Source organism: Pseudomonas sp. MN1F (genome assembly GCF_009391885.1).
Taxonomy (GTDB): Bacteria; Pseudomonadota; Gammaproteobacteria; order Pseudomonadales; family Pseudomonadaceae; genus Aquipseudomonas.
Window position 1 is genome coordinate 97,242 of sequence record NZ_VZII01000003.1, and the last position, 13,747, is coordinate 110,988.

General features: G+C 63.7%; 15 protein-coding genes. 12 read left to right on the forward strand and 3 right to left on the reverse strand.

What is annotated here, in order from left to right:
- The first annotated feature begins 16 nt into the window (after positions 1-16).
- The 4 genes from F6X59_RS01180 to F6X59_RS01195 all read left to right on the forward strand — a co-directional run bounded on the left by F6X59_RS01180 (position 17) and on the right by F6X59_RS01195 (position 4,835).
- The gene (locus tag F6X59_RS01180; RefSeq protein ID WP_152954016.1) at positions 17-943 is read left to right on the forward strand and encodes a 4-hydroxyproline epimerase; all 927 of its coding nucleotides are present in this window, start codon (positions 17-19) and stop codon (positions 941-943) included.
- A 43-nt stretch (positions 944-986) separates the two neighbouring features.
- On the forward strand, positions 987-1,934 hold the full coding sequence (locus tag F6X59_RS01185; protein WP_152954017.1) for a dihydrodipicolinate synthase family protein: 948 nt from the start codon (positions 987-989) through the stop codon (positions 1,932-1,934).
- Between the two features lie 73 nt (positions 1,935-2,007).
- Positions 2,008-3,585, forward strand: a complete 1,578-nt coding sequence (locus F6X59_RS01190; protein WP_152954018.1) for an aldehyde dehydrogenase (NADP(+)) — start codon at positions 2,008-2,010, stop codon at positions 3,583-3,585.
- A gap of 2 nt (positions 3,586-3,587) precedes the next feature.
- On the forward strand, positions 3,588-4,835 hold the full coding sequence (locus F6X59_RS01195; protein WP_152954019.1) for an FAD-binding oxidoreductase: 1,248 nt from the start codon (positions 3,588-3,590) through the stop codon (positions 4,833-4,835).
- 29 nt (positions 4,836-4,864) lie between these two features.
- Here F6X59_RS01195 and F6X59_RS01200 read toward each other — a convergent pair whose 3' ends face one another.
- On the reverse strand, positions 4,865-5,638 hold the full coding sequence (locus F6X59_RS01200) for a helix-turn-helix transcriptional regulator (RefSeq protein WP_152954020.1): 774 nt from the start codon (positions 5,636-5,638) through the stop codon (positions 4,865-4,867).
- 220 nt (positions 5,639-5,858) lie between these two features.
- Here F6X59_RS01200 and F6X59_RS01205 point away from each other — a divergent pair, with 220 nt between their 5' ends.
- Together F6X59_RS01205 and F6X59_RS01210 are read left to right on the forward strand one after the other, a co-directional pair.
- A complete protein-coding gene (locus F6X59_RS01205) occupies positions 5,859-7,208 on the forward strand; it encodes an APC family permease (RefSeq protein ID WP_152954021.1) in 1,350 nt (449 codons plus the stop codon).
- A 15-nt stretch (positions 7,209-7,223) separates the two neighbouring features.
- On the forward strand, positions 7,224-8,327 hold the full coding sequence (locus tag F6X59_RS01210) for a P1 family peptidase (RefSeq protein WP_152954022.1): 1,104 nt from the start codon (positions 7,224-7,226) through the stop codon (positions 8,325-8,327).
- 46 nt (positions 8,328-8,373) lie between these two features.
- Here F6X59_RS01210 and xenA read toward each other — a convergent pair whose 3' ends face one another.
- Positions 8,374-9,465 carry a xenobiotic reductase XenA gene (xenA, locus tag F6X59_RS01215; RefSeq protein ID WP_152954023.1) on the reverse strand — a complete coding sequence of 364 codons (1,092 nt, stop codon included), beginning with the start codon at positions 9,463-9,465 and terminating at the stop codon, positions 8,374-8,376.
- Positions 9,466-9,515: 50 nt separating this feature from the next.
- Here xenA and F6X59_RS01220 point away from each other — a divergent pair, with 50 nt between their 5' ends.
- Positions 9,516-9,851 carry a helix-turn-helix transcriptional regulator gene (locus tag F6X59_RS01220; RefSeq protein ID WP_152954024.1) on the forward strand — a complete coding sequence of 112 codons (336 nt, stop codon included), beginning with the start codon at positions 9,516-9,518 and terminating at the stop codon, positions 9,849-9,851.
- A 140-nt stretch (positions 9,852-9,991) separates the two neighbouring features.
- Here F6X59_RS01220 and F6X59_RS01225 read toward each other — a convergent pair whose 3' ends face one another.
- Positions 9,992-10,861 carry a LysR family transcriptional regulator gene (locus tag F6X59_RS01225; protein ID WP_152954025.1) on the reverse strand — a complete coding sequence of 290 codons (870 nt, stop codon included), beginning with the start codon at positions 10,859-10,861 and terminating at the stop codon, positions 9,992-9,994.
- 202 nt (positions 10,862-11,063) lie between these two features.
- On the opposite strand from F6X59_RS01225, the gene F6X59_RS01230 reads away from it, so the two are divergent.
- From F6X59_RS01230 to F6X59_RS01250, 5 genes are read left to right on the forward strand one after another with little or no spacing between them, the layout of a single operon-like run.
- Positions 11,064-11,810: a 2OG-Fe dioxygenase family protein gene (locus F6X59_RS01230; protein ID WP_152954026.1), complete on the forward strand. Its 747-nt coding sequence runs from the start codon at positions 11,064-11,066 to the stop codon at positions 11,808-11,810.
- Entirely contained in the window at positions 11,794-12,276 is a 483-nt protein-coding gene (locus F6X59_RS01235; RefSeq protein ID WP_152954027.1) for a GNAT family N-acetyltransferase, read from the forward strand. Before F6X59_RS01230 ends, F6X59_RS01235 begins: the two co-directional genes overlap by 17 nt.
- Positions 12,273-12,974 (forward strand): AzlC family ABC transporter permease, encoded by a 702-nt coding sequence (locus F6X59_RS01240; protein ID WP_346653219.1) that lies wholly within the window; start codon positions 12,273-12,275, stop codon positions 12,972-12,974. Before F6X59_RS01235 ends, F6X59_RS01240 begins: the two co-directional genes overlap by 4 nt.
- Positions 12,953-13,273, forward strand: a complete 321-nt coding sequence (locus tag F6X59_RS01245; protein ID WP_152954028.1) for an AzlD domain-containing protein — start codon at positions 12,953-12,955, stop codon at positions 13,271-13,273. Before F6X59_RS01240 ends, F6X59_RS01245 begins: the two co-directional genes overlap by 22 nt.
- 26 nt (positions 13,274-13,299) lie before the next feature.
- Positions 13,300-13,743: a hypothetical protein gene (locus F6X59_RS01250; protein ID WP_152954029.1), complete on the forward strand. Its 444-nt coding sequence runs from the start codon at positions 13,300-13,302 to the stop codon at positions 13,741-13,743.
- Positions 13,744-13,747: the final 4 nt, after the last annotated feature.

The window sequence follows — 13,747 nt, forward strand, 5'->3', positions numbered from 1 at the left end:
AGCAATGGACAAGCCCATGAAACAGATTCACGTCATCGACTCGCATACCGGCGGCGAACCGACCCGCCTGGTGATGAAAGGCTTCCCGCAGCTGCAGGGGCGCAGCATGGCCGAGCAGCGCGACGAACTGCGCGAGCTGCACGATCAATGGCGCCGTGCCTGCCTGCTGGAGCCACGCGGCAACGATGTGCTGGTCGGCGCGCTGTATTGCCCACCGGTGTCGGCCGATGCCACCTGCGGGGTGATCTTCTTCAACAACGCCGGCTACCTGAACATGTGCGGCCACGGCACCATCGGCCTGGTCGCCTCGCTGCAGCACCTGGGCCTGATCGAGCCGGGCGTGCACAAGATCGACACCCCGGTCGGCCAGGTCAGCGCCACCCTGCATGAAGACGGCGCGGTTACCGTCGGCAACGTGCCGTCCTACCGCTACCGCCAGCAGGTGGCGGTGGAGGTGCCCGGGCATGGCGTGGTGCGCGGCGACATCGCCTGGGGCGGCAACTGGTTCTTCCTGGTCTCCGAACACGGCCAGCGCATCGAACTGGACAACCGCGAAGCCCTCACCGAGTACACCTGGGCCATGCTCAAGGCCCTCGAAGCCCAGGGCATCACCGGCGAAAACGGCGCGCCGATCGACCATGTCGAGCTGTTTGCCGACGACGCCAATGCCGACAGCCGCAACTTCGTCATGTGCCCCGGCAAGGCCTACGACCGCTCGCCCTGCGGCACCGGCACCAGCGCCAAGCTGGCGTGCCTTGCCGCCGACGGCAAGCTTGAAGCAGGCCAGACCTGGGTGCAGGCCAGCATCACCGGCAGCCAGTTCCACGGCCGCTACGAGCGCGACGGCGAGCGCATTCGCCCGTTCATCACCGGCCGCGCCTACATGACCGCCGACAGCACCCTGCTGATCGACGAACAGGATCCATTCGCCTGGGGCATCTGAACCCGGCTTTTTAAACAACTGAATATCGCCAGGAGTGACAACAATGACTGACAACATCTTCACCGGCACCATGCCTGCCCTGATGACCCCGTGCACCGCCGAGCGCAAGCCGGACTTTGACGCCCTGGTGCGCAAGGGCCGCGAACTGATCGAGGCCGGCATGAGCGCCGTGGTCTACTGCGGCTCGATGGGCGACTGGCCGCTGCTGACCGAAGCCGAGCGCCAGGAGGGCGTGGCCCGCCTGGTGGCCGCTGGCATCCCGACCATTGTCGGCACCGGTGCGGTGAACACCCGTGAAGCGGTGGCCCATGCGGCCCACGCGGCCAAGGTCGGTGCCGCTGGCCTGATGGTCATTCCGCGCGTGCTCAGCCGCGGTGCTTCGCTGATCGCCCAGAAGCACCACTTCTCGGCCATTCTCGCCGCTGCGCCGAAGCTGCCGGCGGTGATCTACAACAGCCCCTACTACGGCTTTGCCACCCGCGCCGACCTGTTCTTCGAACTGCGCCGTGAATTCCCTAACCTGATCGGCTTCAAGGAATTCGGCGGTGGCGCCGACCTGCGCTACGCCGCCGAGCACATCACCTCCCAGGATAACGACGTGACCCTGATGGTCGGCGTTGACACCCAGGTGGTGCATGGCTTCGTCAACTGCGCCGCCACCGGCGCCATCACCGGCATCGGCAACGCCCTGCCACGTGAAGTGCTGCAACTGGTGAGCCTGAGCAAGCAGGCCGCCAAGGGCGACGCCAAGGCCCGCCGCCTGGCACGTGAACTGGAAGCGGCGCTGGCGGTGCTGTCGTCGTTCGATGAAGGCTGCGACCTGGTGCTGTACTACAAGCACCTGATGGTGCTCAACGGCGACACCGAATACAGCCTGCACTTCAACGAAACCGACGTGCTCACCGATGCCCAGCGCAACTACGCCGAGCAGCAGTACGCGCTGTTCCGCAAGTGGTACGCCAACTGGTCGGCCGAGCAGAACCTGGCCTGATCCCAAGACGCACCGCGGCCCCTGTAGGGGCGCGGTGCACCTTGATACTGAATTCAATTTCAAAGGACGCCCCATGACCCTGACAGGCAACCTGCTGATCGGCCAATCTGCCGTACCCGGCAGCCGCGACGCGATCCGCGCCATCGACCCGGCCACCAACCAGGCCCTCGAACCCGCCTACGCCGGCGGCACCGGCGAACACGTGGCCCAGGCCTGCGCACTGGCTTGGGCGGCGTTCGACGGTTACCGCGAAACCTCGCTGGAACAACGCGCCCATTTCCTCGAAACCATCGCCAGCGAAATCGAAGCGCTCGGCGATGCCCTGATCGACCGCGCCGTGGCCGAAAGCGGCCTGCCGAAGGCGCGCATCCAGGGCGAACGTGGCCGCACTTGCACGCAGCTGCGCACCTTCGCCCGGGTGGTCCGCAGCGGTGAATGGCTGGATGTGCGGGTCGACAACGCCCTGCCCGAACGCCAGCCGCTGCCCCGCGCCGACCTGCGCCAACGCCAGGTGGCCCTGGGCCCGGTGGCGGTGTTCGGCGCCAGCAACTTCCCCCTGGCCTTCTCGGTAGCTGGCGGCGACACCGCCTCGGCGCTGGCCGCCGGTTGCCCGGTAGTGGTCAAGGCCCACGCCGCGCACCCCGGCACCAGCGAACTGGTCGGCCAGGCCGTGGCCCGCGCAGTCAAACATTGCGGCCTGCCCGAAGGCGTGTTCTCGCTGCTGTACGGCGCCGGCCGTGAAGTCGGCATCGCCCTGGTCAGCGACCCGCGCATCAAGGCAGTCGGTTTCACCGGTTCGCGCAGCGGTGGCATGGCCCTGTGCCAGGCAGCCCAGGCCCGCCCTGAGCCGATTCCGGTGTACGCCGAGATGAGCTCGATCAACCCGGTGTTCCTCTTCGACGCCGCCTTGCAGGCCCGTGGCGAAACACTGGCGCAACCCTTCGTTGCCTCACTGACCCAGGGCGCCGGGCAATTCTGCACCAACCCCGGGCTGGTCATCGCCCGCCAGGGGCCAGCGCTGCAGCGCTTCATCGCGGCTGCCAGCGAGCATGTACGCCAGGCCGCCGCGCAGACCATGCTCACGCCAGGTATTGCCAGCGCCTATGCCGCTGGCGTCGGCGCCCTGGCCAACAACACCAACGCTACGGTTGCCGCCAGCGGCCTGGCACAACAAGGGCCGAACCAGTGCCAGGCGCAGCTGTTCGTGACCCAGGCCGAAGCGTTTCTCAGCGACCCGGCATTGCAGGCCGAAGTGTTCGGTGCCGCTTCGCTGGTGGTGGCCTGCACCAGCGATGAGCAGGTCCGCCAGGTGGCCGAACACCTCGAAGGCCAGTTGACCGCCACGCTGCAACTGGACGCTGCCGACATCGACACTGCCCGCGCCCTGCTGCCAACCCTGGAGCGCAAGGCCGGGCGCATTCTGGTCAACGGCTGGCCGACCGGTGTCGAGGTGTGCGACGCGATGGTCCACGGCGGGCCGTTCCCGGCCACCTCCGATGCCCGCACCACCTCGGTGGGTACCGCGGCGATCCTGCGCTTCCTGCGCCCGGTGTGCTACCAGGACTTCCCCGATGCCCTGCTGCCGCAGGCGCTCAAGCACGGCAACCCGCTGCAACTGCGGCGCTTGCTCGACGGCAAACGGGAAGGGTGAGCATGGTCGACGCCCCTGAAACCGATATCGCCGTGGTCGGTGCCGGCATCGTCGGCGTGGCCTGCGCCCTGCAACTGGCCCGCCAGGGCCGTCGGGTGCTGCTGCTCGACCAGCAGGCACCCGGCCATGGCGCGTCCTATGGCAACGCCGGGCACCTGGCCACCGAGCAGGTGTTCCCGATCGCCGACCTGTCGATCCTCAAGCGCCTGCCGCGCATGCTGCTCGACCCGATGGGCCCGTTGCGCCTGGACTGGAAGTACCTGCCCAAGGCCATGCCGTGGTTCACCCGGCTGCTGCTCAACCTGCGCCCGGCACCGTTCCAGCGCAGCGTGGCCGGTATCCGGGCGCTGAACGAAGGCAGCCTGGGAGCCTGGCAGCGCTTGCTCGGCTCGATCGGGCGCAGCGAGCTGTTCAAGGAAGATGGCTCGTTGCTGGTGTTCGAACGGCCCGAGTCGCGCCAGGCGCTGCAGGCCTTGCAGGCGCGCATGCAGCAGCAGAACGTGGCGGTGGATTACTGGTCTGCAGACACCGTGCGCGAGGCAGCACCGCAGCTGACCCCTGCGCTGCTGGGGGGGTTGTTCTTCCCGCATACCGGGCACTTCGTCGATCCGTACCGGGTGGTCTGCGCGCTGTTCGAGGCAGCCAAGGCCAGCGGCGTGCGTTTCGTCCAGGCGCGGGTTGCGGGTGGGCAATTGCACGGCGACGGCGTCAGCCTGGCCAGTGACCAGGGGACGTTCAAGGCGCGCCAGGTGCTGCTCAGTTGCGGCGCGCATTCTGCGCAGCTTACGGCCGCGCTCACCGGCAAACGCGTACCGCTGGACACCGAGCGCGGCTATCACCTGATGCTGCCGCAGGAGCAGCAACGCCTGCCGTTTGCGGTCACCTCGCTGGAGCGCAAGTTCATCATGACGCCCATGGCTGACGGGCTACGCCTGGCCGGCACGGTGGAGTTCGCCGGGCTCGATGCGCCACCTAGCATGCAGCGAGCGTGGCAGTTGCACCGGTTGAGCAAGGGGTTGTTCCAGCAGGAGCTGAGTGCTGAAGGGGCGACGCCGTGGATGGGCTTCAGGCCATCGTTGCCCGACTCGTTGCCGGTGATCGACCGGGTGTGTGATGGGCGGGTGCTGCTGGCGTTTGGGCATCAGCATCTGGGGTTGACCCAGGCGGCGGTGACGGCGGAATGGGTGGGGCGCTTGGCTAAACAAGCCGACGTCCGCGAAATGGGGGCTTATCGCCTGGATCGCTTCTGATCGACCTCGTACAAGGGCACGCTCAGCATTCATGGGTGCTGAGGATCGTGCCCCAACGATTGCAGGAACAGCGAAAACAACTCCGGCTGCGACGAGATATCGAGCTTGGTATACAAGTGCCGGCGATGGACCTTGATCGTCTCCGGTGAAATCGCCAGGCGCTCGGCCATGGCCTTCGAGGAGAACCCGCGCAATATCAACCTGGCAATCTCCAGCTCGCGCTCGGACAACACGCCCGCGCCAAACTGGCTCAGGGCATCACGCACCTGCACCGCCACTGGCTCGTCCTGCGCCAGCAAGCGTGTGCTGGCGGCTTGCCAATGCTGCTGCATCAGCGCCAGTACCCACGGGCAGATCATCGCCAGCAAGCCGCACTGCTCGGCATCGAATGCCTGCCCGCGGCCCAGCGACAAGCTCAGCGCCCCCTGGCCCGGGAGCTGCAGGATGAACTGCACCTCGTCCGTCAGGACATGCGCCTGGAACCAGCTGAGGTAGTACTCGCTCTGGTGAAAGTGATCCGGCGCCAGCTCATCCAGCCGATACAAACCACTGCCCACACCCTCCTGGCAGGCCAGGTAGAACGGGTCGAGCTGGTACAGCCCGCTCAGGTACAGGGACATTGCCACCGGCCCTGCCTGCGGCGTTGCATCGTGCTCTTCCAGTACCACCGGCGTACCGCTGACGGGGTAGTGCGCCGCGAGAGCGTTATCGAACGGCAACCAGCGATGCAGCAACAGGATCAGTTGCTTCCAGAAGCGTGGCTGACCGATCTGTTCAATGGTGCGGCCGAGATTGGCATGCATGCCGACTTCATGAAAAACGTTGTGCACCGTGTCGGCTCCCCTGAGAAGGTCATGCGATTTCCCGCCTTTGCTACGCCCACGTCAAGGGGCGTACCCCCAAATGGTAATTGGCTGCGCCCTGCCCCACGCCTAGATTGCAGCCCATGCAGCACCCCATCCGCAGGGTGTTCGCGGGTTCCGTCACTGCCTCAATCCCCAATAACAATTCGAGGAGAACGACATGCACGACAGTGCGCTCAAGCCCAGCCTGGGCATGCTCGATGTGGTCGCAATCACCGTTTCGGCGGTTACCCCGGCCAGTTCCGTGTTCGTGATTGCGCCATTCGCCATTGCCCAGGCCGGCAGCGGCGCGGTGCTGGCCTTCGTGCTGGCGGCAGTGCTGGCGCTGATGTTCGCCTGGTGCTATGCCGAACTGGGCCGTGCCCACAGCTCTGCCGGCGGCGAATATGTGTATGCCAAGCGGGTGTTCGGCGGCATGGCCGGCTACGCCACCTTCCTCACGGTGCTGGTCTCGCTGTTGTTCATTCCACCGGTGCTGGCCACCGGGGCCGCCACCTATCTGAACAACGCCCTTGGTACAGCCTTCGATACCCAGGCCGTGGCCCTGGCGATCGTCGCCGGCAGCTATGCCCTCGGCATCCTCAATATCCGCCTCAACGCCTGGGTCACGGGCGTGTTCCTGTTGTGCGAAATGGCTGCTGTGCTGGTCATCGTAGCGCTGGGCCTGGGTAACGTGAGCCAGCCGCTGAGCGTGTTGATCACGCCCCAGCATATCGACCACGGGCTACTCAGCGCCGCCCCCTGGGCACTGGTGTTCGCCTCGATCGGCACGGCGCTGTTTGCCTACAACGGCTTCGGCGCCGCCGTGGTGCTGGCCGAAGACATGAAAGACGGCGGCCGCAGTACCCATCGGGCGGTGCTCTGGTCACTGGCTTTGGTGGTGGCCATCGAGCTGGTGCCCATCTGCGCGCTGTTGCTGGGCGCGCCCTCGCTGGAAGCAATGCTGGCCAGCAGCGACCCGATTGGCTACCTGCTCAACGCCCACGGTAACCCGATGCTGTCACGGCTGGTGAGCGCTGGCATTTTCCTTTCGGTATTCAATGCCATCATCGCCATCGTCATCCAGTCCGGCCGGGTGATCTTCAGCAGCGGCCGCGATCAATTGTGGACGCCAACGCTGAACCGCCTGTTCACCCGTATCCACCCGCGCTTGGATTCGCCTTGGCTGGCCACCTTGCTGCTGGCCATACCGTCTGCCGCTCTGAGCTTCAGCTCCAACCTGGAAGAAATGACCTCCTTCACCGTGCTGCTACTTCTGATGGTGTACCTGGCGGTAGCGCTGTGCGGTCTGTTCAGCCGGGTGCTGCGCAGCGACCGCGAACACCCCTATCGCATGCCCCTGTGGCCGTTGCCCGCGTTGCTGGCGGTGGTTGGCGCAGGTTACCTGCTGCTCAGCGGCCTGCTTGGCGCGCCCCTGCGCGACATCCTCATCATCCTCATGCTGCTGGCCGTTTCGGTGATGCTCTACAGCACCTACGGCAAGTTCAGCCCAGCCTTCCAGAAACTCTGACCCACAGGAGTCCCTATGCGCGCTCGTCAACTTGGTATCACCCTGGGCCTTGGCCAACCGGGTGAATTCAACGCCATCACCGATGTACCCGGCATCCGCGTCGGCCACAGCACCATGATTACCAACAGTGCCGACAAACAGGTGCGTACCGGGGTGACGGTGATCCAGCCGCGCCCGCTGGCGGCCCGCCTGGCGCCTTGCTTTGCCGGGGTCCACGTGCTCAATGGCAACGGTGATGCCACCGGCCTCGAGTGGATTCGCGAAGCCGGCCTGTTGACCACCCCGATTGCCATCACCAATACCCACAGTGTCGGGGTAGTGCGCGATGCGCTGATCGCTGCAGAACGCGACACCCTGGGCGACCCGTCAGTGTACTGGTGCATGCCCGTGGTACTGGAGACCTACGATGGCCTGCTCAATGATATCTGGGGCCAGCATATAGGGCCCGATCAGGTGAACGAAGCGCTGGCACGCGCCGAATCCGGGCCGGTTGCCGAAGGTGGGGTGGGTGGTGGGACCGGCATGATCTGCCATGAATTCAAGGGTGGTATTGGCACTGCTTCACGGCGCCTTCCTCCTGACCAGGGCGGCTGGACGGTGGGGGTGTTGTTACAGGCCAACCACGGCCAGCGACAGGAGCTGCGGGTCGATGGCTACCCGGTCGGCCGGGTGCTCGACGATATCCCCTCGCCCTTCGCCGAACGTGGCGAACCCGGCATGGGCTCGATCGTGGTGATCATTGCCACCGATGCGCCGTTGCTCCCCCACCAGTGCCAGCGTCTGGCGCAGCGGGCATCGATCGGTATCGCCCGGACCGGGGGCGGTACCGAGGATGCCAGTGGCGACCTGTTCGTGGCGTTCTCCACCGCCGACCAGCAACTGCCGCCTGCAGCGTATGGGCGCAAAGGGGTACCCTTCAGCCAGCCGGTGCAGATGCTTGCCAACGACCACATCACGCCGCTGTTCATGGCGGCGGCAGAGGCGGTGGAAGAAGCGATCGTCAACGCGCTGGTTGCTGGTAAAGACATGCGGACAGCGGAGGGGGGGCTGGTGCCGGGGCTGGATGGGCAACGCTTGCTGAGCGCAATGCGCAAGGTTGGCTGGCGCTGCGGTAGGTAACTGGCGCCCCACAGGTACCGCAGTGCCTGTGGGGCCAGCTCATGGCTCAGCGATAGCGCTCGAGCCAGTGTGCATACGGCGCCGGCAAGGTCCAGGAGGCCTTGTCCACGCCCAACTCCTTCGCCGCGAAGTACGCCCAGTGCGGATCGGCCAGGTGCGCACGCCCCACCGACACCAGGTCCAGCTGGTTGGCCTGCAATGCCTCCTCGGCCAGTTGCGGCGTACCAAAGCCCCACGCCGAGGTCACCGGCAAGCCCGCCTCACGACGCACACGCTCGGCAATCGGCCCCATGAATGCCGGGCCCCACGGGATGTTGGTGTCGGGGATGGTGAAGCCCACGCTGACGCTCAGCAGGTCCAGCCCGCCAGCCTTGAACCGGCGCGCCAGTTCGATCGACTCTTCCAGGGTCTGCTCGTCGCGGCCGTCATACTCAAGCACACCAAAGCGAGCGGTCAGTGGCAGGTTTTCCGGCCACACCTCACGCACGGCGGCCAGGGTTTCCAGGAGGAAGCGGCTGCGGTTGTCGAAGCTGCCACCGTAGGCATCGGTGCGCTGGTTGGAATGCTCGGAGAAGAAGCTCTGCCCCAGGTAGCCATGGGCGAAGTGCAGCTCGATCCACTCGAAGCCGGCATCACGCGCACGGCGCGCGGCATCGACGAAATCCTGTTTGACCCGGGCGATGTCGTCCAGGGTCATCTCGCGCGGCACTTTCGGCAAGTGCGCGCCGAAGGCGATGGCCGACGGGGCGATGGTGTCCCAGCCATTGGCATCGTCAGCCGCGATGTGGTCATCGCCTTCCCATGGGCGGTTGGCGCTGGCCTTGCGCCCGGCGTGGGCAATCTGGATGCCCGGCACCGAGCCTGCCGCCTTGATCGCCTGCACCACCGGCACGAAGGCCTGGGCATGGGCGTCGCTCCAGATCCCGGCACAACCGGGGGTGATGCGCCCTTCCGGCGCCACGGCAGTGGCCTCGACCACCAGCAGGCCGGCACCGCCACGGGCCAGGCCGGCCAGGTGCACATGGTGCCAGTCGTTGATCATGCCGTCCTCGGCCATGTACTGGCACATCGGCGGGATGGCGATACGGTTGCGCAACGTGACGTCTTTGAGGGTGTAAGGTTGGAACAGGGCAGACATGGGCAAGCTCCTGGCTTATCTGAATACGATAGTTCGATCATAATCGAACTATGGCAATTAGTGAAACCCCCGTTATCATGTCGGCCATGCGAGCCTACCAACACCCCAACCCTGAAGACCTGATTCTCGAGCGTGTGCTCTATGCACTGAGCGACCCGGTGCGCCTGGGCATCGTCCGCCACCTGGCCGGCGTGGCCGAGGCCAGCTGCGGCGAGCTCGATGGCGGGCGGCCGAAGTCGAGCATGTCGCACCATTTTCGCGTGTTGCGTGATGCGGGGTTGGTGCATACCCGCAATGTCGGGACCACCCACATGAATTCGCTGCGCAGCGAGATGCTGGGCGAGCGCTTTCCCGGGTTGCTGGACTGCATCTTGAGGCAGAACTGATTTCAGCCTGTACCGGCTGCGCCTCGGCCAGATGATGAACACGCAGTAGTTGTGCACGCCAACTGCGAGTTTTCGATCAATGCATTTTCAGCTGAAGACGCAAAGCCACGGGTCTCCCGCGGCGTCTGGCCCTGTCCGACTCAGGCGCTGATGGCGTCCAAGCTGCGCAGCGGGGTGGGTACCGCGCCGAACAGCGGGAACTCTTCTTCGATGATCCAGGGCTCTTTCATGACCAGGTACACATCGAGAAAATCGGAGAAGCCAGGCCAGATGAACAGGTCATTGGCCTCGGCAACGGCACGCGACAGCACGCCCACGCCACCAAAGCTCTTGATCATGGAAACACTGACGATCTCGCTGCCGGAGTGAAACACGGTTGTGGCGTCCAGCATACCGGGCCGGCGCTCGGCGAAGCGGGAAAAGATCGAATGATAGGGGCACTCGGGCAACGGTTTGATCACCGCGCAGGGCGCTGAACGGTCATTGCTAGACGACGAGGCAACGACTTCGATGCGCAACCCCTTGAGCGGCACCGAATGATAGTTTTCCGGAACGCTGTCGCCCAGCACCACCACCATGTCCGCTTCGTCCTTGGCCAGCTTGGTCAGGTTGTCGGGCGATTCCGAGCAACTGAAGATCGGGCTGTAGCCTGACAACTTGCTGACCACCCCGCCCATGATCTGCTGGTTGATTTCCATGGACAGCGTGCTGTTCAAGGCAACGCGCAAAGGCAGGCGCTGATTGCGGCTCTGACGCAACTGATTGATCTTCAGCTGCATGCGCTCGGAGGAACGTACGATTTCCAGAACATGCGGCAGGATGCCCACGCCTTCCTGGGTCAGCGATACCCCTTTGTTGGTCCGGTCGAACAACTTGAAGCCGCAATGGTCTTCGAGCTTTTTCAACTGAGCGGCCAAGGCCTGGACCGTGACGTGAACCTGTTCGGCCGCATCGGTGATCGACCCCGTTCGGGCCACGTTCACGATGTTTTTGAGCACCTTGATGTCCATTCAATCTCCCCTCCCGATCCTTTGACGCAGACCGTCAAACACGGCAAGAGGATAACGCACAAGGCACTGCACTGTCTGCACGCTTACGGTGCACGCCGGCCGGGTAGCAAGCAACGCTTGAGGCACCTCAAAAAAAAGTGAAGTTTCTGCGCGCAAACCAACTGTTAGATTTTTGCCAGTTTTTAGATAACAAGAGATGGCCATGCTGACACTGAACAAAAACATCGCTACTGCCCTGCGACAAAACAAGACGGTCAATGTCATGGGCAGCGATTATGCCCTGACCGGGGGGTTCAAAGAGTTTGTCGAGTTTTCCAAAAGTTGGGAGACCATGGGCGTCGACCGTTATTACGGTCAGGCTGACAAGGGCACGCGTTACCGCCGTTACAGTGACTTCGACTTCAACCCGGTCACCGGTGAACTGTGCCAACTCAATCACCGTGCCTACGAACAATCCGAGGCGCACAACAACTACGTCGGCGGTATGGCGCGTCATTTTGATGACATTTCCGCCGACGTCTTCAACTCGCCGATACTACGGGCACTGATTCGGCTGGATTTCGACGTGTACAAGGCCGTGCTGCCAGAAGAATTGCACACGGTCACCTGGCAGTGCCAGGTTCACCAGATTCGTATCGAAATCAAACCCGGGGCGCAGATCGAAATCACTCCCGAAGGTATTCACTGCGACGGTTATCCGTTCAGCGGCGTGCACTTCTGGGGCCGCCACAACGTCGAGGGTGCCACCAGCAACATCTACGACAAACAGTCGAATGTGATCGACTCCGGCACTTACCTGAATATTCTCGACACCACTTACTTCCTCGATCGTGAACTGCAGCACTACGTGACGCCGGCCACCAACCCCAGCAACGCTGAAATGGGCTACCGGCAGATCATCGCCATTTCCTTCTCTCGGCCGGGTAGCGAGCATGACATTATCGACTAGTTGCATCGGCACGGCGCCGAAACTGTTCCCGGCCGAACACATCAATGGCCTGAGCATCAAGAAAGCCACTCCTTTCCATGCTCGCAAGATCGTCGACTTCTTCCGCCGTTTCGAAGAAACCTCGTTCTGCGACTGGCAGGACGAAGGCCTGCTCAAAGGCCTGCTCGGCACCGAGCACACCTATTGCTACGTGGCCGAGAACCAGACCGGGGCCATCGTCGGCGCGGTCGCGGGGGGCCTGATGGGGACACGGGGTACCATCAACCACATGGCAGTGGCGCCGGACTATCGCCAGAGCAGGATTGGCACCTCATTGGCCAATTCGATTCTCAGCGATTTCCGCCAGCACGGCATTCGTCGGGTGTTTCTGTTCGTCGAGCATGACAACACCAACGCATTGAGCTTCTGGCAGAAACAAGGCTTCCTGCAAACCCGGGGTGAAATTACCTGCGAGGTCGACCTGTGACCTCGTCGGTGCTGCTATCCACCTCGCGCAAGGAGAGCCTGGTCGACGCCCTGCCGATCGTTACCGGCTACTTCGTCGTCAGCTTCGTGTTTGGTGTCATGTGCATCAATGCCGGCCTGCCCTTGTGGCTGCCGGCCGCCATGTGCCTGTTCGTCTATGCCGGGGCGGCGCAGTTTGCCGCACTGGCACTGATGACCAGCAGCGCGCCGCTGATCACCATTGCCTTGTCGACCTTGCTGATCAATTCGCGGCACATGCTGATGGCGATGTACATGTCCAAACGCAGCGCGCAACTGCCGATCAGCAAGCCGCAGAAGTTGCTGTACGCATTCGGCCTGACCGATGAGTCCTTTGCCTTTCACAGCCAACGCCTGGAGAACGGCAGGCCGACCTCCCCTGGCTATCTGCTGCAGTTCAATACCTATTGCCATGCCAGCTGGATCGCCGGCGCGGTGTTTGGCGCGGTGGCCTCGGATGCGTTGAACCGGTTTTCCCAGTTCAAGCTGGACTATGCCCTGACGGCCATGATGATCTTTGTGCTGATTTCGCTGTGCAGCACCTTCAACAAGGCCGTCATCGCCCTGGTGGTGATCGTCACCACCTGCCTGCTGAACATGTTTGCACCCTCGCCCTTGAACGTATTCATCGCAACCGCCGTTGGCTGTGGAGCAGGGTTATGCCTGAAAAGAACTACCTGATCGCAGCGGTGATGCTGATGGCTGCCATCACCTACCTGACCCGCGCGACACCGTTTCTGCTGAAGATGGAGAAGTCCCCCAAGTGGTTCAATGACGTCATTGAATACCTGCCGGTGGCAATCATCGCCAGCATCACCGTACCCGCATTGCTGGTGGCCAAGGATGGCTCGCTGATCGGCCTGAATGCCGACCTGCTGGCCGCGATTCCGGTGATCATCATCGCCTACTGGTCGAGGAGCCTGATCTACAGCGTGTGTGCCGGCGTCGCCGGGCACGTGGCGATCACGCTGCTGGCTTGAGGCCCGGAATTGAGAAGGAAACCGTTATGAGCCTTGCCCGCCGGAAAGTCACCCTGACCAACCTGAGTGAATTTTCCCGCCTGATGCCCCAGGTTCCACGTGACCGGGTGATCGATGAAATGGCTGACCTGTCGCTGGAATGCTCGCTGGCCTATGCCTTGAGCAAGACGTTTTTGCGCGATGGCTGGATCGCCGAATATCGCCATCTGCATGCGGCCGCACACTTGAGCCCGGGCAGCGACCTGCTGCTGTTCGCCACCTCGGGAAGCCTGAAGCTGGAAATGCCCGATGGCTCGGAACTGCACGTCACCCACGGCGACCAGGTAGTGCTCAGGGCCGCCACCGAGGCGAAGGTGTTTCCCGTCAGTGACGAGGGGGACGTGAGTTTCCTGGCGCTGGCGGTGGACCTCGACCTGACCGAGGTGCTGCAGGAACTTGCCGTCGACAGCGACCTGCCAAAACACCCATGAAAAA